Origin of the sequence: Methylobacterium oryzisoli (genome assembly GCF_046557895.1) — a bacterium.
GTDB classification, from domain to species: domain Bacteria; phylum Pseudomonadota; class Alphaproteobacteria; order Rhizobiales; family Beijerinckiaceae; genus Methylobacterium; species Methylobacterium oryzisoli.
This window is the reverse complement of sequence record NZ_JBKIBX010000019.1, coordinates 45469-67017: the sequence shown is the minus strand read 5'-3', so window position 1 is coordinate 67017 and position 21549 is coordinate 45469. Positions and strand designations below refer to the sequence as shown.

Genomic DNA, 21549 nt, shown 5'->3' with positions numbered 1-21549 from the left:
CCTCAGGCCGCCGGCCCGCCGTCCGGGCTCGTTCCGACCGGGCTCGTGCCGAGCCAGGGCTGGCCGTTGACCATGCCGACGCGCCAGCCCGTCCCGTCCGGGCCGTCGTAGTGATCGAGGCGGGTGAGCGAGCAGTTCTCGATCGCGAAGGCGAGTCCGCCCTGGGGCGGCAGCGCGAGCGCGAGGGCGAGGGCCGCCCGGATCGTGCCGCCATGGGCCACCGCCACGATGTCGCGCCCGCGATGCGCGGCGGTGACCTCGGCGATGGCCGCGTGGACGCGCTCGCACATCTCCACGAAGCTCTCGCCGCCGGGCGGACGCTCGTCTGCGGGGGCGAACCAGTAGCTCGCCGCCAGCGGCTGACGCTCGGCGAAGAAGCGGGCGCGGTCCTGGCCCTGCCACTCCCCGAGGTTCTGCTCGGCCAGCGCCGGCAGGGCGGTGAGCGGCGGGTGGGCGCCCTCCACGGTGAAGTCCCCCGCCTGCCAGAGGGCCTCGGCGGTCTGGCGGGTGCGCCCGAGATGGCTCGACACCCAGACGGCGCCGCGGGGCAGCACGGGGCTGAGGCCGGAAAAGACGTGGGCGTCGCCGCAATCGCACGCGATGTCCGAACCGCCGTAGATGCGTCCGCCGTCGCCGCGCACGGGGGCGTGGCGCACCCACCACCAGCGGGTGCGCACGAAGGCATGGCGGGGCGGGCTGGTCATCGGCATCTCTCTCGATCGGATTGCCAGGACGGCGAACACTCCATACCGTCCTTTCGAAGGAAGGGAGAGGGCATGGGGCAGATGCAGGACGGGGGCGACGGCACGATCTTCGGGGCGGACATCCCGTTCGCGCGCCATTGCGGGATCGAGGCGCTCGGCTTCCACGACGGGCGCACGCGGCTTCGCCTCGCGCTCGGCCCGGAGCACGCCAACAATCTCGGCATCGCGCATGGCGGCATCCTGTGCACGCTGCTCGACATCGCGATGGGCACCGTGGCGCGGCTGACCGCCGGGCGGCCGGTCGTGACCCTCGACATGCAGACCCGCTTCCTGGCGCCGGGCCGCGGCGTGCTCCTGGCCGAGGGGCGGGTGGCGCGGGCCGGCCAGTCGATCCTGTTCTGCGACGCGGAGGTGCGCAGCGAGGAGACGGGCGCCCTGGTGGCGAGCGCCAGCGGCGTGTTCAAGCCCACCGGCCTGCGCGAGGCGCGCGACCGGGAGGAGGGCGCGCGGAACCCGGGCCGCGCCTGACCCGGGCGCCCGCACCGCAATCTCAGCGCGGGCCGACCCGCAGCGGCATGCCCTCGGCGGGCCGCAGGGTGATGCGCTGCTTGAGCGTCGGCACGAAGCCCGGCCGCAGGCGGAAGGCGAGGGTGCGCACCAGCACCGCCAGGATCGCCGCCGCCTCCATCAGCGCGAAGCTCATGCCGATGCAGATGCGCGGCCCCGCGCCGAAGGGCAGGTAGGCGTAGCGGTCGCGGGCGCGCACGGCCTCCGGCGCGAAACGGTCGGGGTCGAAGCGGTCGGGGTCGTCCCAGAGCCGCGCGTGGCGGTGGATGGCGTAGATCGGCACGGTCACGGGGGTGCCGGTGTCGATGCGCTCGCCGCCGATCTCCACCGGCTGCAGCGCGGCGCGCACCACCACGGGGGCGGGGGGATAGAGCCGCATCGCCTCCTGGATGGTCTGGCGGGTGTAGGCCAGGGCCTCGACGTGGTCGGGCCGCAGGGCCCCGCCCTGCGTGACGGCCTCGATCTCGGCCACCACCCGCGCCTCGATCTCGGGGTGGCGGGCGAGCAGGTAGAGGGTCCAGGTGAGGGCGAGCGCCGTGGTCTCGTGCCCGGCGGTCACGAAGGTCAGGAGGTTGTCGGCGACGTCGCGGTCGGTCATCGCCTGCCCGGTCTCCGCGTCGCGGGCGGTCAGCAGCAGGCTGAGCAGGTCGTTGCGCCCCTCGGTTCCGGTGCGCCGCCCCTCCGCCACGAGCCGCAGCAGCTCGTCCCGCAGATAGGAGCGCGCCCGCTCGGCCTTCCGGCGGCCCGGGAACGGCGTCCACGACGGCAGGCGCATCAGCGTCAGGGCGAAGATCCAGCTCGTCGATTCGAGGTACTCGGTGATGCCGCGCTCGACCCGCGCGGCGTCGATGGCGCCGTGGCCCGACAGCATCGTCTCGGCGATGATGTCGAAGGTGGTGCGCATCATCTCGTGGGCGAGGTCGACCTCGGTCCCGGCCGGCAGGGCGGCGAGCCCGTCGCGCGTGCGCTCCGCCGCCCCGATCATGGCGGGCAGGAAGCTCACGATGCGCTCGTTGCGGAAGATCGGCGCGGCGGCGCGGCGCTGCCAGCGCCAGCGCGCCCCGTCCGCGGTCAGGATCGCATCGCCGAGGGCGGGCGAGAGCGAGCGGCGCAGCACCTCCGATTTTTCGAACGCGTCCGCCTGATCGACCATGACCTCGCGGATCAGGGCCGGGTCCATCACGAACAGGGTGCTGCGGCCGAAGAACGACGAGCGGATCATCGGCTCGCGGTAGACCGCCTGGGGCCAGGTCTCGACCGGGTTGCGCACCAGGGTGCGGATGAACCGCAGCGGCGGCAGGGGCGCCGCCGGGGGGTCGATGCGGGCCGCGGGCGGCAGGTCGCGGGGGGGCGTCGGGTGCGCGGTCATGGGTTCCGGGTCCTCCCCGCCGTCGGGCGGGATCATGCCGCCATCGGGCGGGAACATGCGGCGAGCTTCGCTGCGCATCTGGGCGCGGGCGTGACCGTCACGGCCGAAACGCCCGCGCCTTTGCCGCGTTGACGAGCGCGCCCGCCGAACGGTCGCTCCAGGACCTGCCCGATGCCGCCCTCCCTCGACCGGCCGACCCTCGACCGCCTGATCGCCAAGGGCCGGGAGCAGAGGTTCCTGACTACCGCGGACCTGCGCGGCGCCTTGCCGATCGCCGCCATGAGCCCCGACGACATCGCGCTGGTGGTGATCGAGATCGAGGAGGCCGGGGTGCCGGTCGAACTCGACGAGGGCCTGCTGGCCGAGGGGCTGGCACGCGCCCGGCCGCCCGGTCCCGCGCTGCCGGAGGCCGGAGCCCCGGAGCCCGAGGGGCCGCCGCCCGCCGCGCCGCCCGAGACCGCGGCGGTGCCCCCTGCAGCCACCCCGGCGCCCCGGGAGGGGCCGAGGACCGGCGGCGGCGCGCACCGGGCGGTGGTGCTGGCCTTCCTCGCGGCCGCCGCGCTGGTGCTCGCGGCCGTTCTCCTCCTGCGCGGCGGCCCGTAGGATCCGCCCCGACCCCCTTCGCCGAGGATCCCGCCCCATGACGCACCCGGCCTACCGCTTCGGCATCGAGGAAGAGTTCTTCCTGGCGGATGCCGAGACCCGCGGCACGCCGCGCGCCGGAATCCGGGGCTTCCACGCCGCCGCCCGGGCGCTGCTGCCGGCGGCCGAGCGGGAACTGCTCCAGAGCCAGATCGAGATCGCGACGCCGCCGCTGGCGGATTTCGCCGCGGCCCGCGACGCGCTCGGGGGCCTGCGCCGGGGGCTCGCCGAGATCGGCCGGGCGCACGGGCTCCTGGTCTTCGCCGCCGGCACCCATCCGAGCGCCGCCTGGGACGAGCAGCGCGCCACCGACGGCGCGCGCTACCTCGGCATCCTCGACGCGGTGCAGATGGTCGGGCGCCGCAGCGTGGTGAGCGGGATGCACGTCCACGTGGAGGTGGCGCGGCCCGAGTCCCGCATCGACCTGATGACCCGGCTGCTGCCGTACCTGCCCCTGCTGCTCGCGCTCTCGGTCTCCTCGCCCTTCTGGCAGGGGCGCCGGACGGGGCTCGCCGGCTACCGGCTCAGCGCCTTCGGCGAGATGCCCCGCACCGGCCTGCCGGACCTGTTCGCGGATGCCGGCGCCTACGAGCGCTACGTGCGGGTGATGACGCGGTCGGGCGCGATCGCGGATGCGAGCTTCCTGTGGTGGCACCTGCGCCCGTCCGTGCGCTTCCCGACGCTGGAGCTGCGCATCGCCGACAGCTGCACCCGGCTCGACGACGCGCTGGCGCTGGCGGCGCTCTACCGCTGCCTCGTGCGCGCGGCCGAGCGCCGGCCCGACCTCAATGCCGGCCTCGACGGCGTGGCCCGGGCGATCATCCGCGAGAACCTGTGGCGGGCGCAGCGCGACGGCGTGCGCGCCGCGCTGATCGACGCGGGGGAGGAGCGGGCGGTGCCGCTGCCCGAGATCCTCGACAGCGTGCTCGCCCTCGTGGCGGAGGACGCGGCGGCCCTGGACTGTGCCGAGGCGCTCGCCGGCACCCGGCGCATCCTGGCCGAGGGGGCGAGCGCCGACCTGCAGCTCGCCGCCTACGAGGCGACGGCGCGCGCGGGCGGCTCGGAGGCGGAGGCGGTCGCCGCCGTGATCGACGCGCTGGCCCGGGCGACCGAAGGGCGCGACACCGGGTCCGCCTGACCCCTCCGCTCACCCGGTGCTGCCATGCGCCTCGACGTACAGAGCGTAGAGCGAGTGCGAACTCGCCATGTAGAGCCGGTTGTTCTTCGGTCCGCCGAAGGTGAGGTTGGCGCAGCGCTCCGGCAGCCGGATGAAGCCGATCGGCTTGCCCGTGGGGTCGAAGATCTTGACCCCGTCGAGGTCCTCGGACCGGCCCTTGAGCTCGTGGACCCGGCGGCCGTTCCGCTCGGTCGGCTCGGGCTGGAGCTGGCCGTTGCTGCCCCAGCCGCACCAGAGGTTGCCGTCGCGGTCGACCTTGAACCCGTCGAGGGCGCCCTGGTCGGCGGCATCGATCAGCTTGGTCTTGCCGCTCACCGCCCCGTCCGCCGCCACGTCGAAGCGCCAGAGGCTGCGGTTGGGCGTTCCCTTCCACTCCACCACGTAGAGCTTCGTCCCGTCGGGCGAGAAGGCGAGACCGTTCGGGTTCACGAGGTCGGTGACGACGGCCGCGAGCCTGCCGTCCGGATCGAGCCGGTAGACGTTCGTGGTCGGCTGCTCGGGCTTGGCCCGGCTCCCCTCCCACTCGCCGTTGATGCCGAAGAGCGGGTCCGTGAACCAGATCGTGTCGTCGGAGCGCACCACGACGTCGTTCGGCGCGTTGAGGCGCCGGCCCTCGTAGCGGTCCGCCAGCACCGTGACGGTGCCGTCCGGCTCGGTCCGCGTCACCCGGCGCGTGACGGAGTGCTCGCAGGTCACGAGCCGCCCCTGGCGGTCGCGCGTGTTGCCGTTGGCGTAGTTCGCCGGCTGGCGGAAGACCGTGAAGCTCCCGCCCCGCTCGTCGTAGCGCATGATGCGGTTGTTCGGGATGTCGCTGACGAGGAGGTAGCCACCCTCGGGGAAGTAGGCCGGCCCCTCGGCCCAGCGCATCCCGGTCGCGACCTGCTCCAGCGTGCTGCTGTAGATCCGGTACTTGGCGAAGCTCGGATCGAGCACCTCGACGGCGGGATCCGGGTAGCGCTGGTTGGGCGTGAACCGAAAGGATTGCGCCGCCGCCTCCCGGCCCGCGAGCCCGAGCGCGGCGGCCGCCCCCGCCATCATGGTCCGGCGCGTGATCGTCATCGGTCGTCCTCCCCGTGCGCGGCCTGTTTCCGGCCGCGGCTCCGCGTCAGGGGAGCATGACATGAACCCTGACCCTGCGGAATCGACTTGGCGTGAGGATTGGCTCGAGGATCGACGTGGCTGTGTTGTCTCGAGGCGCCTACTCGGGTCTCCAGAGCACGGCGCGTTCACGATGATCGCTGCGCCGGGAGGGAGTGCCGCCGGTGGCGCGCGGCGGCGGGTGCGCGTTGGCCTCTCCCCGCAAGCGCATGTCGGTCCGTGGAAAAATCCCCGACAAGGATGGCGCGGGGAGAGGTGCGCACCGGCCGGCCGTTTCCTCCGACAGAACGGCGACGCCGCCGGACACCTCACACCCGGCGGCCGACCTCCGCCGTCTCGCGGGTCCAGGCGACGGCCTGCTCGCTCATGCTGACGCCGAGGCCGGGGCGGGTCGGCACGATCATGCGGCCGTCCCGGACCTCCAGGCGCTCGTTGAACAGCGGTTCCAGCCACTCGAAATGCTCCACCCACGGCTCGCGCTGCATCGCCGCCGCGAGGTGGATGTGCAGCTCCATCGCGAAGTGCGGGGCGATGGTGAGGCCGGCGAACTCGGCGAGCGTCGCGATCCTGAGGAAGGGCGTGATGCCGCCCACCCGCGGCCCGTCCGGCATCAGGTAGTCGGCGCCGCCCTGGCGGATGAACTCCCAATGCTCGGTCACGCTCGTCAGCATCTCGCCGGTGGCGATTGGCGTGTCGAGGGAGGCCGCCAGCGCGGCGTGGCCGGCGGCGTCGAGGCAGTCGAGGGGTTCCTCGATCCAGACGAGGTCGAACTGTTCGAGGATGCGGCCCATCCGCTGGGCGGTCGGCCGGTCCCATTGCTGGTTGGCGTCGACCATCAGGGGAACGCCCGCGCCCAGATGCTCGCGCACCGCCGCCACGCGGGCGATGTCCTGCGCCCGGTCGGGCTGCCCGACCTTGAGCTTGATGCCGCCGATGCCCGCCGCGCGGGAGCGCGCGGCGTTGGCCAGCACCGCGTCGAGGGGCGTGTGCAGGAAGCCCCCGGAGGTGTTGTAGCAGCGCACCGCGTCGCGCTGCGCGCCGAGCAGCTTGGCGAGCGGCAGGCCCGCCCGCTTCGCCTTGAGGTCCCACAGCGCCACGTCGAAGGCGCCGATGGCCTGGACCGCCAGACCGCTGCGGCCGGCCGAGGCGCCCGCCCAGGCCAGCCTGTCCCAGGCCTTGGCGATGTCGTTGGGGTCCTCGCCGATCAGCGCCGGGGCGATCTCGCGGGCATGGGCGAACTGCCCCGGCCCACCGGCGCGCTTGGCGTAGCTGAAGCCGAGCCCCCGGTGCCCGCCGCTCGTCTCGATCTCGCAGAAGAGGATCGCGATCTCGGTCATCGGATTCTGGCGGCCGGTCAGCACCTTGGCGTCGCTGATGGGGGTCTTCAGCGGCAGGGTGACCGCGTGCAGCCCGATCCAGCTCACGGTCTCGCGGGCGTCCGACATGGTTCGGCTCCGGTGGGGAAAGGGGCGGGCTCCCGCCCCGTCGGGGGCGGGAAAGGCGCGGCTCAGGTCGTCGGCAGGGCCGCGGCCGGCTGGGGCGAGGCCCGCCGGGAGGGCGCCGTGACGAAGGCGAGCAGCGCCGAGAGCACCGCGCAGGCCGTCAGGAAGCCGAGCGCGGCCCCGAACCCGCCCGTCGCGTCCTTGATCCAGCCGACCGCGAAGGGCCCGACGAAGCCGCCGAGGTTGCCGACCGAGTTGATCATCGCGATGCCGCCCGCCGCCGCCGTGCCGGTGAGGAACTCGCTCGGCATCGTCCAGAAGGCCGGCTTGCAGCCATAGAGGCCGATGGTCGCGACCGCGATGGCCACCACCGCCATCAGGGTGCTGCCGTAGAGCCCCGCGGCCGCGAGGCCGCCCGCGCCGAGCAGGCAGGCCACGATGTAGTGCCACTTGCGCTCCCGCATGCGGTCGGACGACCAGCTCCAGGCGAGCAGCCCGACCGTGCCGACGATGTAGGGCGCGGCGCTGATCAGCCCGACCTGGAGATTGGAGCCGCCGATCCCCTTCACGATCTGCGGCAGGAAGAAGGTGATGCCGTAGGTCGCCGTCACGATGGTGAAGTACATCAGCGCCAGCGACAGGACGCGCAGGTCCGTGAAGGCGCGCCGCAGGGTCATGTGGCCCTGCTCCCGGCGCAGCAGGTCCTGGCGCTCGCGCTCGATGGCGGCGCAGAGCCACGCCTTCTCGTCCGGGGCGAGCCAGTCGGCGGCGGCGGGCGTGTCGGTGAGGTAGCGCAGCACCACGAAGGCGAGCAGCACCGCCGGCGCCGCCTCGATCAGGAAGAGCCACTGCCAGCCCGCCAGCCCGAGCCAGCCGTCGAGCCCGAGCAGCAGGCCCGAGAGGGCCGCCGTCACGGCGTTCGCCACCGGCACCGCGACGTAGAGCGAGGCCAGCACCCGGCTGCGGTAGGATTTCGGGAACCAGTAGGTGAAGTACAGGATCACGCCGGGAAAGAAGCCGGCCTCGGCGACCCCGAGCAGGAAGCGCATGACGACGAAGCTCGTCGGCCCGCCCACGAAGGCCATCGCGCCCGCGACCAGCCCCCACGAGATCATGATGCGGGCGATCCAGCGCCGCGCTCCGGTCTTTTCGAGGAAGAGGTTGCTCGGCACCTCGAACAGGAAGTAGCCGAGGAAGAAGATGCCGGCGCCGAAGCCGAAATCCTTGGCGGTGAGGCCGAGCGCCTGCGACATGCCGCCCGTCGCCGCGAAGCTGACGTTGGTGCGGTCGATGTAGGCGACGAGGTAGATCACGACGATGAGCGGCAGGAGCCGCCACGCGACCTTGCGGATCGTCCGTGCTTCGAGTTCGCTTCGGGCGTGTTCCATCGTTTCCTCCTTTTGGGCAAGGCGGCTCAGGCAGTCTTCGTGCTGATGATCGCAGTCCAGGCAGATTTTTTGTTAGTAGATCTGCTCGTCTTCTTCGTTGTCACGACTCACGCCGCCGAACCGGTGAACGCTTCGGCGGATGATGCGGGGATCCGAGGCGGCCCCGGCCCGCCTCAGGTCACCGGGGCGGGGTTGAACAGCGTCAGGTCGTTGTAGAGGCCCCAATGGTCCGACCAGGGCTCGCGGCGCCCGCTCGCCACGTCGAGGATCAGCCGGAAGAGCTCCCAGCCCATCTCCTCGATGGTCGCTTCGCCGGTGGCGATGCGGCCCGCGTCGAGGTCGATCAGGTCCGACCAGCGCTCGCTCAGCTCGGTCCGGGTTGCGACCTTGATCACCGGCGCCTGGGCGAGGCCGTAGGGCGTGCCGCGGCCGGTGGAAAAAACCTGGAGGGTGATGCCGGAGGCGAGCTGCAGCGTGCCGCAGACGAAGTCGCTCGCCGGGGTCGCGGCGAAGATCAGGCCTTTCTGGCTTACCCGCTCGCCGGGGGCGAGCACGCCCCGGATCGCGCTGGTGCCGGATTTCGCCACCGAGCCCAGCGCCTTCTCGACGATGGTGTTGAGCCCGCCCTTCTTGTTGCCGGGCGAGGGGTTGGCGCTGCGGTCGGCCTCGCCGCGGGCCAGGTAGGCGTCGTACCACGCCATCTCGCGGATCAGCGCGCGCGCCACCTCCTCGGTCTCCGCCCGCGGCGTGAGGAGGTGGATGGCGTCGCGCACCTCGGTCACCTCGGAGAACAGCACCGTGGCGCCGCAGCGCACCAAGAGGTCGGCGGCGTGGCCGAGCGCCGGGTTGGCGGTGACGCCCGAGAAGGCGTCGCTGCCGCCGCATTGCAGCCCGATCACGAGGTCGGCGGCCGGGCAGGTCTCGCGGCGCCGCCGGTTCAGCACCTCCAGGCGCGCCTCGGCCATCGCCATGATGCTCTGGAGCATCGCCCCGAAGCCGTGGTGGCGCTCGTCCTGCAGGCGCACCACGCCGTCGCTCTGCCCGTCGGGCAGCAGCCGCTCCGAGACCAGCTTCTCGCAGCCGAGGCCCACCACCATCACCTCGCCGCCGAAATTCGAGTTCCGGGCGAGGCTCTGGAGCGTGCGGATCGGGATCACCGCCTCGGGGGCGTTGATGGCGACCCCGCAGCCATAGGCGTGGGTGAGCCCGACCACCCCGTCGACGTTGGGATAGCGCGGCAGCAGTTCTTCGCGGATGCGCCGGATGGCGACGTCGAGGGTGCCGGCGACGCACTGGACGCTGGTCGAGATCGCCAGGATGTTGCGGGTGCCGACCGAGCCGTCCGGATTGCGGTATCCCTCGAAGGTGTAGCCGTCGAGGGGCGGCAGCGGGGCGGGCACGCGGGTGGCGAGCGGCAGCGCGTCGAGGGCCGGGGCCGGCGGCGTGCGCATGCGCGCCTCCTCGACCCAGGCCCCGCGCGGGATGTCGCGCAGCGCGATGCCGATCACCTCCCCGTAGCGGCGCACGGGCCCGCCCTCGGGGATGTCGGCGAGCGCCACCTTGTGGCCCTCCGGCACGAACTCGCGCAGCGTCAACCCGTCCGGAAACACCGTCCCGGCCGGCAGCCCGAAGGCGTTGACCACGATGGCGACGTTGTCCGCCTCGCTGAGCCGGATGATGCGGGGCGTATCGCCCGTCCTCTCGACATGTGATGCGGCCGGCACCGGCTCCTCCCTGGCGGGGCGAGACAGGTCCGGATCCTGCGACGGGGCCGCGAGGGTCCGGATGGTCTGCGCTGGCGGGCTCAGGCTCGTAGGCCCGCCTTATTCTGCCCCCTGCATAGGACCGCCGATCTTCCGAAGCCAACTCTTTGTCGGCATCGATCGATGCGGGATTTGGATCGATCGGCCGGGCCGGTCCGGCGCGTCAGGCGACGGCCGCGTGGATCGCCGTGCAGTGGCGGACGAGGTTGGCCTGCGCGGTGAGGAAGTCCTTCAGCGGCGTGTCGATGGGCGAGAAGTGGATGTTGGCGAGGAAGCCGTAGAGGGCGGCGTCGCTGCTCGTCGGGCGGTCCGCGAACAGGTAGCCCGTCTCCGGGACGAGGTGCGCCAGCGCCCGCAGGTCGGCGAGACCGCGCGCGTAGGCCGCCTCCGGCTCGTAGCGGCCGATGCCCTGGAAATGGTAGCGCTGCGCGTTGAACTCCCGCGCCGCCTGCAGCTGCGCCGGCGTCAGGCTCGGATGCTCGCGCAGCAGCGCGTCGCGGAAGGCGGGCCAGAAGCGCTCGTCCTTCCAGCGCGAATAGGACATCACCCAGTAGAGGTCGTCGAGCAGGCGCGAGATCAGGAGCGCGGTGACGCGCTGATCCGCGGTGAGCGCCGCGTCGAGGGTCACGGCGTGGCGGCGCGCGAGATGCGCCAGGATGGTGTCGCTGTCGCCCACCGTCTCGCCGTCATCGACGAGGTAGGGCAGCTGTCCGCGCGGCGCGCCCGCCGCGTCGAAGACGTGCCGATGCGCGAACGGCAGCCCGGCGAGCTTCAGGAAGGCGAAGACCTTCAGGCCGTAGCCGTTGTTGTCGGCCACGCCGAACAGGGGGGGATAGGAGTAGAGCGTGACCATGGCGTCGCTCCGGCCGTGCCGACGGACTGCGCCCCCGCACTGACGGCCGGCCGCCGGGCTCGACCGGACCGGCGGGGACGGCCCGACGGTGCGGGCCGGGCGTGCGACCGCTGCAAGATCCACCTCCCGGCCCGCTGTCCCGCGCTGGGCTAACGGGACGCGCGGAACGCACGGACCCTCGCACAGGCTGTGCAGCGGCTCTCCCACAAAGATCAGTTCAGAACATCGTTCCGACGATATCACCCTGAAGAGGGCCTTCGACTACTCCTTATCAGTATCTCACGGCAGAATGATTCGGAGGAGCGGCGGCAAGGCCGCCCACCGATGCCATCTGCAGCCCGGGGCAACTTGCGCCGGCCGCGCGCGCGCCCTGGCGAGGCCGCGGCCGGTTCGCTGGTCGCGCCATGCGCCGCCGCCCCTTCCGTCGCGAGGCCGTCCCAGGTCTGATAGACCGGCCGCCGCAGAGAAGGAGCATCGATGCAACTCGTCGTGACCGCCCACACGCCCGAAGGACCGCAATCCCACCAGCGCACCTCGCCGGAGGCGGCCCTGCGCAAGGCACACGAATTGGTGGCGGACGGCCACGAGCACGTGGTGATCACCGACATCACCGGCCGCGACTACGCGCCCGAGCAGTTCGACAGCCTGTTCGTGAACCCCGGCACCTGAGCCGGCGGGCCGCACCGGCGCGGGACCGCGCCGCGCCCCGGTCAGCCGGTGAACAGGATGTCGGAGGCCGTGATCAGGGCCGGATCGGTGAGGGTCTGCAGCGTCACGTCGCCCCGGCCGGTGACGCCGCTGCCGGTCGAGGGGCTCCAGGCCACGTTCACCCGGCCGCCCTGCACGCTGACCACGAGGTCGGAGAACGAATCCACGCCGGTCGCCTGGCGATCGAAGATCAGCTTGTCGACGGTGTCGGTGAAATCCTGCACCACGTCCCGGCCGCTGTCGGCTTCGAGGAACGCGATCCGGTCGACGCCCGTCCCGGTGATCAGGGTATCGTTGCCGGCGCCCCCCACGAGCGTGTCGTCCTGGGCGCCGCCATCGAGCAGATCGTCGCCGAGGCCGCCGCTGAGCCGGTCGAAGCCGTTTCCGCCGGCGAGACGGTTCGCCCGTCCGTCGCCCGTCAGCAGGTCGTTGAAGGCGGAGCCGGTCAGGTCGGTGACGGCCGCGTCGATCCCGGTCGTCGCGGGCGGCGTCGGGGGTGTCGCGAGCACCGCGGAGGACCAGTTCGCGGCGATCCGCTGGTAGGCCGCCTCGGTCGGATGGATGCCGTCGAAGAGATCGTCCGTCGTGAAGCCGGCCATCTCGACCAGGGAGACGTTCTGCCCGCTGAGGATGGCGTTGGCGACCTCGGCCCGGATCACGGTGTTGACGGCGTCCACCTCGCCGTTCTCGTCGGACGAGAGCGGCAGGATGGTGGCGACGTAGACGTGCGTGGCCGGGTTGAAGGCCGTCACTTGGTCGAGCATCGTCGCCAGGGCGGTCCGCACCGTGTTCTGCGGGGTGGTCTCCTGCAGCACGTTGTTGGTGCCCGCCATCAGCAGGATGGTCTCGGGGCGGTAGGTCGTCAGCAGGTTCGGCAGCTGCTCCGCGAGGTCGTCCGCCCAGGCGCCCGGGAAGCCGGCATTGTTGGGATCCGGCACGGCGCCGTTGCTGTTCGGACCCACCATGTCGAACAGCCGGCCGGCCGCCGCCATGCTGGTCCAGAAGTGGCCGCGGTAGCCGTGCTCGTCCATGCCGGGAGGGGCGTCGCCGTAGGTGATCGAGTCGCCGAGCGGCATGAGGGTCTGCGCCGAGGACCACGCGCCGGCGCCGAGACTGGCCGAGACGCCCCGGGTCGCGGAGGCGAAGCTCAGGCTCGTGCCGGGCTGCGGCGGCGTGACGGACAGCAGGAAGCTGCGCGCCGCCGGCACCGATCCGTCCTCGTTGCCGTCCTCGACGCTGACCGAGAAGGATGCGGCGGTGCCCTGCGCGCCGCTGTGCCGGAAGGCGACCTGACCGGCGGCGAGTTGCTGCCCGGTGAAGGCCGCCGCGGTGGCGCCGTTGACCAGGATGCTGCCGTTGACCGGGCTGCTCGTGGTGAAGGTCACGCCGGAGGCCGTGTCGTCCGGGTCGGTGTAATAGAGGTCCGCGGTGGTGAGCGTGTAGGTCGCGCCCGTGGTGATCACGGCCTGGAGGTCGCCGGTCAGGACCGGCGCGACGTTGGGCGCGGCACCGAAGGTGATCGACGCGGCGGCCGTCCCGACCGGCTGCCCGCCATTGGCGGTGCCGTCGCCGTCGTTCAGCGTCACGGCGAGCTGCCGCGTCAGCCGCGACGACGCGGTGGTCGAGTAGCCGATCTGGCGCAGCAGCGTCTGCGCCCGCGCCAGGGTGGCGTTGGTGCTGGTGAAGGAGACGACGAGGTCCGCGCCGTTGGCGCCGCCCGTGACGCTGCCGATCGCGACGCCGTTGACGCTGACCGTGCTGCCCGAGAGGGTGACGCCGTTCCCGGCCACGAGGCGCAGCTGGTCGCCCGCGGCGGTATTTGCCGTGAAGGCCACGCGCAGGGACCCGCCGCTCAGGTTCGGCGAATCGCCGTCCGCGATCGTTCCGCCCGCAGCGATCAGGGACAGCGTGCCGGCGGCGCCGTACGGGAGGGTAGTGCCGGTCCCGGCGGCCGCGCCGTTGAGGTCGATCACCGGCGCGTCGTTGACGGGCGTCACCGTGACCGTCGCGTCGCGCGCGACGCTCGCCGCGGTGCCGTCGCTGGCGACGAAGCGGACGGTTCTGGCCGTGGCGGTCGGCTGGTTGCTGGCGTTGGTGTAGGTGATCCCCCGCACCAGATCCTGGTAGACGGCCGTGCTGGCCCGGCCGGTGATGGTCAGCGCGCCGCTCGCCGCGTCGTAGGCAACCGCGAGACCGGCCGCGCTCGCCGCCGCCGCCGCGCCGGCACTCAAGGAGAGCGACTCGGTGGCGTTGCCGTCCGGCCGGGACAGGAGCGTGGCGGTGACCGAGGTCAGCTGCGCCGAATCGGCATCCGTCAGGGTCGCAGCCGGGGCGATGGCCCGCGGCGTCTGCTCGACGGCGCTCGCCGTCACCCCGGTGCCGCTGGCGCTGCCGTTGAGATCGAGGCTCGGCGCGGCATTCGGGGCCGAAGTCGTCATGGCCGCACTGCGCGCGACGCCCGCGAGGCTGAGCGAGAGGTTTTGCGTCGCCACCGGAGCGGCGCCCTCGTTCCAGTCGTAGGTGAGGTTCCGCAGCAGCGTCTGCACGCGCGCAGCCGTGGCGTTGCTGGTGAAGGAGAAGACGAGCGGCGTCCCGTTGCTGCCGCCCGACCACGTGGCGATGACGAGGCCGTCCACGCTGACCCGGTCGGCGGTATCGACGACGCCGCCGGCGAAGCCGATCTGGACCTCGGGCCGGAAGCCGGACACGGTCAGGGTCTGTCCGTCGAAGGTGCCCGAGGCCGTCAGGGCGGCGTTCGGGATCAGCAGGACTTCCCCGAAACTCGCCTGGTAGGCGCGCGTGGAGTCGAGACCCGCGGCCGTGCCGTCGAGATCGAACTGCGTGACTGTCGCCATTCAGTATTCCTCCCGTTTCGGCCCGCGGAGCCGAGTTCAGGGAGCGGCTTATCACTGAAGTCAAGTCGACAGAAGCTATCCTTGGAGGTAGGTCCGCGTCGTCAGCATTGAAGTGTAACTAGGAAAACAGTACGGCATCGTACAATCAACCGTGTATTTCCGGGCGTGCTCCGACGACGGAAGGCGTTCCTGCCTCGGAGGATTCTCCCCCGACCGGAGCGGCGCGCGAGCCTGGGCACGGCCGCGTGACGTCGCGATCGAGGCAGATCGTGAGGTGACTCACGGCGAGACAATCGGGCAGAATGAAACCACGCGTGGCAATGCCACGCCAACCAGGACTTGCGGTTGCCAGGGAGACGGAGCGTGAGTGTCGAGATCGCATCCGAGCGGCGCCTGTTGTCGGAGGACGAACTCCGTCAGGTCACGCTGAGCCATTATCCGGCCCTGCACGACCTCGATGCCGAGGGCACGCTCGCCCTGGCCCGATGGCTGCGGGCGCAGCGGGACCGGATCCGCGACATCGTGGCGGCCCGCCGGCGGGCGCGCCGGGGCAAGGCGACGACGCGCGGGGTCGAGGCGGCCCAGTCGAGCGAGCGCGGCCTGGCGGCCAAGAAGCAGGTCTTCGCCCGCGCGCTCAAGCGCGTGAATGCGCGGCTCGACCGGTTCCGGATCGCGAGACGGCGCGAGGCGGTGCGTGCCAACCTCCACGGCGCGCTGGAGCGCACGAGCAGGGCCCGCCGCCATCATCCCGCCTCGGGGCGGACCGCCCGGCACGGCATGCAGCCGGCCGACAGCGAGCGCCGCAGCACCGTGCTCGAACCGAGCGAGATCGGCCGCGTGTCGCAGGCGGTGAAGACCGCTCAGGCCAGACGGGATGCCTGAGCGGTCCGCCCTGTGTCAGTGAAGAGAGCGGATCGGCGTCGGAATCGGCGCGCGAGCCGGGCCGTCAGCTCGTGGGCACGTGGACGCGCGCGGCCGGCGTCTCCTTGCGCATGGCCATGAGATCCATCGCCGCCACGGCGATCCACGGGCAAACGAAGACGAGAAAGAACACCAAGCTCATCGCCAGTCTCCTGTGCGGTGGAAGTCGAGCGGCGGCGCGCTCGTCGTGAACGACTCACGCACCATAATCGAGCCCGCCCGCCCGGGCTAGCTTGGGAAGCATTTCCAAGTCCTGGTCGCCGGAGCTGGCCGCGAAGCTTGGCCGTGAGCGACGGCGAGGATTGCGGGGCGAGGGCGATCCCGGCCGGCGGTCAGTACGGATAACCGTAGTACGGGCGGGGCAGCGGGCGGTAGCGCTCGCCGACCGGCCGGCCGTAGCGGGGATAGGCCTGGACGTAGGGATCGAGGCGCGGGTTGCGGTAATTGCCGTTGTTGACACCGGCCGAGCGGTCGTTGCCGCTGAGCGCCGCGTAGGGCGACAGGCCGCTGCCGGCATCGCCGCCGCCCCCGCCGCGCTGGGCGAGCGCGGGGCCGGCGAGGGTGAGGACGAGGGCGCCCGCGAGGGCGGCGCGGCGGACGAGGGCGGTCATGTGAGCCTCCCGGAGCGGTTCGAGCGGGTTGATGGACCGAACCGCCCACCGCGCGCCGGAGTTCCGGCGCGGCGCGGGTCTCACTCCGCCGTCGCGGTCACGTTCAGGCGATCGAACACCTTGCCGGGGCTGCCCACCGTGCTGGCTTCGAGGAAGCCGAGACCCGCCGGGTCCTTGGCGGCGGCCGTGATGGTGAGGCGGCCGGGCTTGGTCACGAACCGGGCCACCGCCGCTCCGAGCGCCTTGGCGCTCGGCGAGTTGCCGAGCACCGCCGGGATGCCGAGGGTCGCGGCCGTACTGTACTCGCGCTGCAGTTCCGCGGCCTTGAGGCTCGCGGCCTTGGCCTGCTCGCCGAGGAAGCGCTCGAACAGGCCGTTGTTCTCGATCGTCAGCGCCAGCGCCTTGGCGCTCGCGCCGAGCAGCGCCAGCGACGAGACCGCCACGTCCGGGTTGAACACCTCGCGGCCGATGCCCCCGAGGGTCGCGGTGAGCCGGGCGCTGCCCATCTCCTTGCCGGTGACCGAGAACTCGCGCACCGAGACCTCGCGCGACTCCTCGTTCCAGCTCGAATCGAGCACGCCCGAGAGGTCGACGGCGCGGTAGCCGAGGGAGGCGAGGTTCGCCAGGGCCGCGTTGCCGGGCGCGGGCGGCACCGCGAAGGTCAGCCCGTCGAGGGCGAGCCGCGTGGCCGTGGGTATGCCGTCGCGCAGCGCGCTGAGATCCAGGGCCGCGCCCCGCAGGCCGACATGCAGCGGCGGCGCGGCGGCGGCCGGGTCGCGGCCGGGACCCGCCGGGATGTCGAGGTCGAGGTCCTGGACGGTCGCGCGGCCGACGAGCGGCACGTAGCGGCGCATCTCGGCCGGGTCGAGGCTCCCGGCGGCGTGGCGGCGCAGCCCTTCGAGGGCGGGCGTCAGCGAGAGGCCCGACAGCGTCAGGCCCTTGAGGCCGAAACGCCCGGCGGGCCCGTCGAGGGTCATCGCCTCGGAGCGCAGCGTCCCGGTGCCGCCCTCGCTCGCGTAGGCCGCGCGCGCCAGCCCGAACCGGGTCGGCGTGCCGTCGCCCGGATCGGTCACGGTGATGTCGCGCAGTTCGATCGCGCCGACCGCCACCGCGTCGAGGAGGTCGGCCGCGAGCCCGGCGTTGCGCGCCCGCTCGGGCGGCGGCGCCGTCTCGGGATCGCCCTTCGTGAGGAGGCCGAGCGCCTCGGCCCAGGGCGTCGCGGTCGGGCGTCCGCCGAAGTCGCGCCCCTCGATGCGGCCGATGCGCATCGTCGCGCCCTTCGGCCCGGTGAGGGCGACGTCCGCCACCGCGACGGAGCCGTAGACCCGGATCGTCGGCGCCTCCGGCCCGCCGCGCTCGGTGAGGAGCCGCGCGAGGCCCGTGAGGTCGAGGTCGGCGACCGCGATCCGGCCGTAGGCCCCCGAGCCCAGCCCCGCCTCGGGCTTGGCGCCCTCGACGGTGAGCACGGCGCCCGCCGCCTCGAGGCTGCGCGCACGGCCGGCCACGAGGTCGCGGACGAGGACGTCGCGGTAGACCGTGACCTGGACCTGATCGCCCACCGCCTGCTCGACGCGCAGGAGCGGCGCCGCGAGCGTCTCGGCCGACAGGCGCGCGAGGCGGGCCGCCCAGGGCTCGCTCCCGCCCGTGTCGAGCAGCGCCTGCAGGTCGGCGCGCGACAGCCGCGTGCCGCTCACCTCGATCCGCGGCGCCTTGACCAGGGTGTTGCCGAACTTGAGCGAGACGTCGTCGAGGACGACCGTGCCGTCCTGCGCCAGGGCCGCGCCGACGAGGCTCCAGGGGCCGCCGGCCGCACCGATCCGGCCGATCTCGAGCCGCCCGCCGCCCGGCAGGGCCAGCGAGACGGCCGCGCCCAGGGTGTCTCCGCCCACCAGCGCCGCGCAGGCGGCGGCACCGAACAAGGCCCGGGCCATGCCCGTTCGTTTCCAGCGGGTCATGGTCGGAGTCCTAAGGTCGGGATCCCTGGGTCGGGCTTCCGCGAAGGGGGACGGGCGGTCGGAGCGTGAAGGCAGTCAGAGCGAGAAGGACGTGCCGCAGCCGCAGGACGCGGTCGCCTGCGGATTCTCGATCTTGAAGGACTGGCCGATCAGGTCGTTGACGAAGTCGATCGTCGACCCGCGCATGTACTCGAACGACATCGGGTCCACCAGCACGGTGGCGCCGTCGCGCTCCACCGTCATGTCGTCGCCCGCGCGGTCCTGCGCGATGTCGAAGGCGTACTGGAAGCCGGAGCAGCCGCCTCCGTTCACGCTGATGCGCAGCATGGACCCGGGGGGCTCGCCGCCCATGATCTCGTTGATGCGGCGGGCGGCACGCGGCGTGAGGGTGATCTCGGTCATCGGCGGATGGGGCTGTTTCGACCGTCTGGCTGGGGTGCAAGATAGGAACGGACGGGCGCGACCGCAACAGGATCGGGGGCCACGGCCGGGACCGGCGGCGGCGGCCCTGCGCCGGGTGCGGCACACAGCGCCGGGGACGCGTTCGCGGTGGACCGGGCGCCCCCGGCGCTGGGAGGGAGCCCGATTTTCTGCCACGAACGGTGTCCGGCCTCGGAGGATGCGGGGGGAGGGACGCGAGCGTGCGCGGCAGGAACGGTGAGCGGTGGCGGGCGCCCTATGCCTGCGATCCCGCGGCGTCGCGCGGGCGCCTGATCGGCGAGCCCGCCTCGCCGACCCGTTCGGATTTCCAGCGCGACCGCGACCGGGTGGTGCATTCGGCGGCCTTCCGGCGCCTCAAGCACAAGACGCAGGTCTTCGTGCATCACGAGGGCGACCATTACCGCACCCGGCTCACACACACCCTGGAGGTGAGCCAGATCGCCCGCGCGCTCGCCCGCGCGCTCGGCCTCGACGAGGATCTGGCCGAGGCGCTGGCGCTGGCGCACGATCTCGGCCACACGCCCTTCGGGCATACCGGCGAGGACGCGCTGCATGCCTGCATGGCCGGGCAGGGCGGCTTCGACCACAACGCGCAGGCCCTGCGCCTCGTCACGCGGCTGGAGCGGCGCTACGCCGCCTTCGACGGGCTGAACCTCACCTGGGAGACGCTGGAAGGCCTCGTCAAGCACAACGGCCCGCTGCTCACGCCGGCGGGCGCGCCGATGCCGCGCTACGCACGGACCGGCATCCCGGCGGCGATCACCGAGTACAGCGCCGTGCAGGACCTCGCGCTCGCCACCCATCCGGGCGCGGAAGCGCAGGTGGCGGCGCTCGCCGACGACATCGCGTACGACGCCCACGACCTCGACGACGGCCTGCGCGCCGACCTGTTCGGCCTGGACGACCTGCGCGAGGTGCCGTTCCTCGCCGGCCTGCTGGCCGAGATCGCGGCGCTCCATCCCGGCCTCGACCGCTCGCGGGTGGTGCACGAACTGACCCGCCGGGTGATCACGCGCTTCGTGGAGGACGTGATCGCCGAGACCGAACGCCGCCTCGCCCGCCTCGCCCCCGCCGATGCGGACGCGATCCGGTGCGCCGGCGCGCCCGTGGCGGCTTTTTCGGACCCGGTCGCGGCGGCCGACCGGGACATCAAGACCTTCCTGTTCGCCCGCATGTACCGGCATCCGGGCGTGATGGCCGTGCGCGCCCGCGCGGCCGGGATCGTCCAGGACCTGTTCGGCGCCTTCACGGGCGATCCCGGGCGGATGCCCGAGGAGTGGCGGGCGGGCCTGTCGGGCCCCGCCGACCCCCGCACGCCCCGGCGCGTCGCCGACTACATCGCCGGCATGACCGACAATTACGCGGTGAGCCAGCACCGGCGGCTGTTCGCGACGACGCCGGACCTGCACTGGGTGACGTGGCCGGGCGGGCGGGACTGAGGGGCGGGGCGGATCGGGAGCCCGGCCTCACGCCAGGTTGCGTGCCGCCACCGCGACCTTGCGCACCGAGGCGTCCACCTCCTGGGTGGCCTGCGTGATGGTCTCCATGGTCTGGCGCACGGTCGCGACGCTGTCGGCGGCGTTCTGCATGTTCAGCGACATCTCCCGCGTCACCGCCGCCTGCTCGGTCACCGCGGAGGACACGCTGAGCGAGATCTCGCTCAGGTCGGAGATGCTCCGGGAGATCACGTCGATCGCCGCGACCGCCTGCGCGGTGGCGTCCTGCACGGCATTGATCTGCTGGCCGATCTCCTCCGTGGCCCGCGAGGACTGACCCGCCAGCGCCTTGACCTCGGCGGCCACCACCGCGAAGCCGCGGCCGGCCTCGCCGGCGCGCGCCGCCTCGATCGTGGCGTTGAGCGCCAGAAGGTTCGTCTGGTTGGCGATCATGCGGATCAGCGTGACGGCCTCGCCGATCCGGTCGGTCGCCCGGGTCAGGCCGGAGATGATGACGTTGGCGGCCTGCGCCCGCTCCACGGCGGCATCCGCCGCCGTCTTCGCCCGGGTGGCGTGCTGGCTCAGCTCATCGATGGAGGAGGCGAACTCCTCGGCGCCGGCTGCCACCGCCTGGACGTTGTGCGAGGTCTCCACCGCCGTCTGGGTGGTGGCGCCCGCCTGCTGGGCGACGGCGCCCATCGCGTGGGTGATCGCCTCGATGTCGGCTTCGATGCTGCGCTGGCCCTCCGCCCGCCGCAGCCGGTCCTGGACCTGCTGCGTCACGTCGCTGGCGAACTTCACCACCGCGCAGGGCCTGCCGTCGCTGTCCAGCACCGGGTTGTAGGCCCCGAAGATCCAGATCTCCCGGCCGCCCTTGCCGACGCGCCGGAACTCGCCCGCCTGATGGCGTCCCTCGGCGAGGCTCTTCCAGAACGTCGCGTAGGCGGGCGAGGCGCGCTCGGCCTCGGAGACGAACAGGCTGTGATGGCGCCCGCGCACCTCGTCGAGGCCGTAGCCCATCGCCGAGAGGAAGTTCTCGTTCGCGTCCGTGACGGTCCCGTCGAGGGTGAAGCGGATCACCGCCTGCGTGCGGTTGAGCGCACTGATCTGGCCCTCGAAGGCCGCATCGCGCGCCTTGCGCGCCGTGATGTCGGTGGCGAGTTTCACGACCTTGACCGGACGGCCGCTGCGGTCCAGCACGGGATTATAGGAGGCCTCGATCCAGATCACGCGGCCGTTCTTGCCGATCCGCTTGAACTCGCGTGCCTGGAACTGCCCCCGGCGCAGCTGCTCCCAGAGCTCCCGGTATCCCGCACCGTCGCGCTCGGCCTGCGGCACCAGCATGCTGTGGTGCTGGCCGACGATCTCCTCCAGCCGGTAGCCGATCAGTTCCAGGAACAGCCGGTTCGCGAACCGGATCGTGCCATCGAGGTCGAACTCGATCCGCCCCTGGGACCGGTCGATCGCTTCGAGCACAGCGCGCCCGTTCGTAAACATCATAGACTGCCAATCCTTGTTCAGGCCCCGATGACGCTGTATTGTTTAAAATCTAAAGGTTAATGATTTACTCCAATCACGTCTCTTACCCTGAGAAAGATATCCTAGTTGAGACCAGTGCC

At 72.5% G+C, this 21549-nt stretch carries 18 protein-coding genes; 6 read left to right on the top strand and 12 right to left on the bottom strand.

The annotated features are described in order from the left end of the window. Nucleotides 1–2: 2 nt before the first annotated feature. Nucleotides 3–704 (bottom strand): histidine phosphatase family protein, encoded by a 702-nt coding sequence (locus ACKUB9_RS18995; protein ID WP_407525454.1) that lies wholly within the window; start codon nucleotides 702–704, stop codon nucleotides 3–5. An 81-nt stretch (nucleotides 705–785) separates the two neighbouring features. On the opposite strand from ACKUB9_RS18995, the gene ACKUB9_RS18990 reads away from it, so the two are divergent. Beyond that, entirely contained in the window at nucleotides 786–1232 is a 447-nt protein-coding gene (locus ACKUB9_RS18990) for a PaaI family thioesterase (RefSeq protein ID WP_407525572.1), read from the top strand. Between the two features lie 22 nt (nucleotides 1233–1254). Here ACKUB9_RS18990 and ACKUB9_RS18985 read toward each other — a convergent pair whose 3' ends face one another. Next, the gene (locus ACKUB9_RS18985; RefSeq protein ID WP_407525569.1) at nucleotides 1255–2640 is read right to left on the bottom strand and encodes a cytochrome P450; all 1386 of its coding nucleotides are present in this window, start codon (nucleotides 2638–2640) and stop codon (nucleotides 1255–1257) included. 171 nt (nucleotides 2641–2811) lie between these two features. Here ACKUB9_RS18985 and ACKUB9_RS18980 point away from each other — a divergent pair, with 171 nt between their 5' ends. Both ACKUB9_RS18980 and ACKUB9_RS18975 read left to right on the top strand, forming a co-directional pair. Continuing rightward, nucleotides 2812–3243, top strand: a complete 432-nt coding sequence (locus ACKUB9_RS18980) for an RNA polymerase sigma factor region1.1 domain-containing protein (protein ID WP_407525451.1) — start codon at nucleotides 2812–2814, stop codon at nucleotides 3241–3243. Nucleotides 3244–3280: 37 nt separating this feature from the next. Then, nucleotides 3281–4420: a carboxylate-amine ligase gene (locus ACKUB9_RS18975; protein ID WP_407525448.1), complete on the top strand. Its 1140-nt coding sequence runs from the start codon at nucleotides 3281–3283 to the stop codon at nucleotides 4418–4420. A 9-nt stretch (nucleotides 4421–4429) separates the two neighbouring features. Here the strand turns inward: ACKUB9_RS18975 and ACKUB9_RS18970 are convergent, their stop codons facing one another. The 5 genes from ACKUB9_RS18970 to ACKUB9_RS18950 all read right to left on the bottom strand — a co-directional run bounded on the left by ACKUB9_RS18970 (nucleotide 4430) and on the right by ACKUB9_RS18950 (nucleotide 11003). Then, nucleotides 4430–5518: an SMP-30/gluconolactonase/LRE family protein gene (locus tag ACKUB9_RS18970; protein WP_407525445.1), complete on the bottom strand. Its 1089-nt coding sequence runs from the start codon at nucleotides 5516–5518 to the stop codon at nucleotides 4430–4432. A gap of 347 nt (nucleotides 5519–5865) precedes the next feature. Further along, on the bottom strand, nucleotides 5866–7002 hold the full coding sequence (locus tag ACKUB9_RS18965) for an L-talarate/galactarate dehydratase (protein ID WP_407525443.1): 1137 nt from the start codon (nucleotides 7000–7002) through the stop codon (nucleotides 5866–5868). A gap of 62 nt (nucleotides 7003–7064) precedes the next feature. Then, nucleotides 7065–8387 (bottom strand): MFS transporter, encoded by a 1323-nt coding sequence (locus ACKUB9_RS18960; protein WP_407525440.1) that lies wholly within the window; start codon nucleotides 8385–8387, stop codon nucleotides 7065–7067. Nucleotides 8388–8560: 173 nt separating this feature from the next. Further along, nucleotides 8561–10111 carry a galactarate dehydratase gene (gene garD / locus ACKUB9_RS18955; RefSeq protein ID WP_407525437.1) on the bottom strand — a complete coding sequence of 517 codons (1551 nt, stop codon included), beginning with the start codon at nucleotides 10109–10111 and terminating at the stop codon, nucleotides 8561–8563. A 202-nt stretch (nucleotides 10112–10313) separates the two neighbouring features. Continuing rightward, complete coding sequence (locus tag ACKUB9_RS18950; RefSeq protein ID WP_407525434.1) at nucleotides 10314–11003, bottom strand: glutathione S-transferase C-terminal domain-containing protein; 690 nt, start codon at nucleotides 11001–11003, stop codon at nucleotides 10314–10316. A 477-nt stretch (nucleotides 11004–11480) separates the two neighbouring features. Between ACKUB9_RS18950 and ACKUB9_RS18945 the strand changes: the two genes are divergently transcribed. Continuing rightward, on the top strand, nucleotides 11481–11672 hold the full coding sequence (locus tag ACKUB9_RS18945) for a hypothetical protein (protein ID WP_238233608.1): 192 nt from the start codon (nucleotides 11481–11483) through the stop codon (nucleotides 11670–11672). Nucleotides 11673–11713: 41 nt separating this feature from the next. On the opposite strand, the gene ACKUB9_RS18940 is transcribed toward ACKUB9_RS18945, so the two are convergent. Next, on the bottom strand, nucleotides 11714–14566 hold the full coding sequence (locus tag ACKUB9_RS18940; protein WP_407525431.1) for a GDSL-type esterase/lipase family protein: 2853 nt from the start codon (nucleotides 14564–14566) through the stop codon (nucleotides 11714–11716). Between the two features lie 363 nt (nucleotides 14567–14929). Here ACKUB9_RS18940 and ACKUB9_RS18935 point away from each other — a divergent pair, with 363 nt between their 5' ends. Beyond that, a complete protein-coding gene (locus ACKUB9_RS18935) occupies nucleotides 14930–15448 on the top strand; it encodes a hypothetical protein (protein ID WP_407525428.1) in 519 nt (172 codons plus the stop codon). A gap of 371 nt (nucleotides 15449–15819) precedes the next feature. Here ACKUB9_RS18935 and ACKUB9_RS18930 read toward each other — a convergent pair whose 3' ends face one another. The 3 genes from ACKUB9_RS18930 to erpA all read right to left on the bottom strand — a co-directional run bounded on the left by ACKUB9_RS18930 (nucleotide 15820) and on the right by erpA (nucleotide 18455). Continuing rightward, nucleotides 15820–16098 (bottom strand): hypothetical protein, encoded by a 279-nt coding sequence (locus ACKUB9_RS18930; RefSeq protein ID WP_407525425.1) that lies wholly within the window; start codon nucleotides 16096–16098, stop codon nucleotides 15820–15822. An 80-nt stretch (nucleotides 16099–16178) separates the two neighbouring features. Then, nucleotides 16179–18053, bottom strand: coding sequence for an aq_1923 C-terminal domain (locus ACKUB9_RS18925; protein WP_407525422.1), 1875 nt, complete (start codon nucleotides 18051–18053; stop codon nucleotides 16179–16181). Between the two features lie 75 nt (nucleotides 18054–18128). Beyond that, nucleotides 18129–18455 carry an iron-sulfur cluster insertion protein ErpA gene (erpA, locus tag ACKUB9_RS18920; protein ID WP_407525420.1) on the bottom strand — a complete coding sequence of 109 codons (327 nt, stop codon included), beginning with the start codon at nucleotides 18453–18455 and terminating at the stop codon, nucleotides 18129–18131. Between the two features lie 239 nt (nucleotides 18456–18694). Here erpA and ACKUB9_RS18915 point away from each other — a divergent pair, with 239 nt between their 5' ends. Continuing rightward, nucleotides 18695–19933 carry a deoxyguanosinetriphosphate triphosphohydrolase gene (locus ACKUB9_RS18915; protein WP_407525418.1) on the top strand — a complete coding sequence of 413 codons (1239 nt, stop codon included), beginning with the start codon at nucleotides 18695–18697 and terminating at the stop codon, nucleotides 19931–19933. Nucleotides 19934–19960: 27 nt separating this feature from the next. On the opposite strand, the gene ACKUB9_RS18910 is transcribed toward ACKUB9_RS18915, so the two are convergent. Continuing rightward, nucleotides 19961–21430 (bottom strand): methyl-accepting chemotaxis protein, encoded by a 1470-nt coding sequence (locus ACKUB9_RS18910; protein WP_407525415.1) that lies wholly within the window; start codon nucleotides 21428–21430, stop codon nucleotides 19961–19963. Nucleotides 21431–21549: the final 119 nt, after the last annotated feature.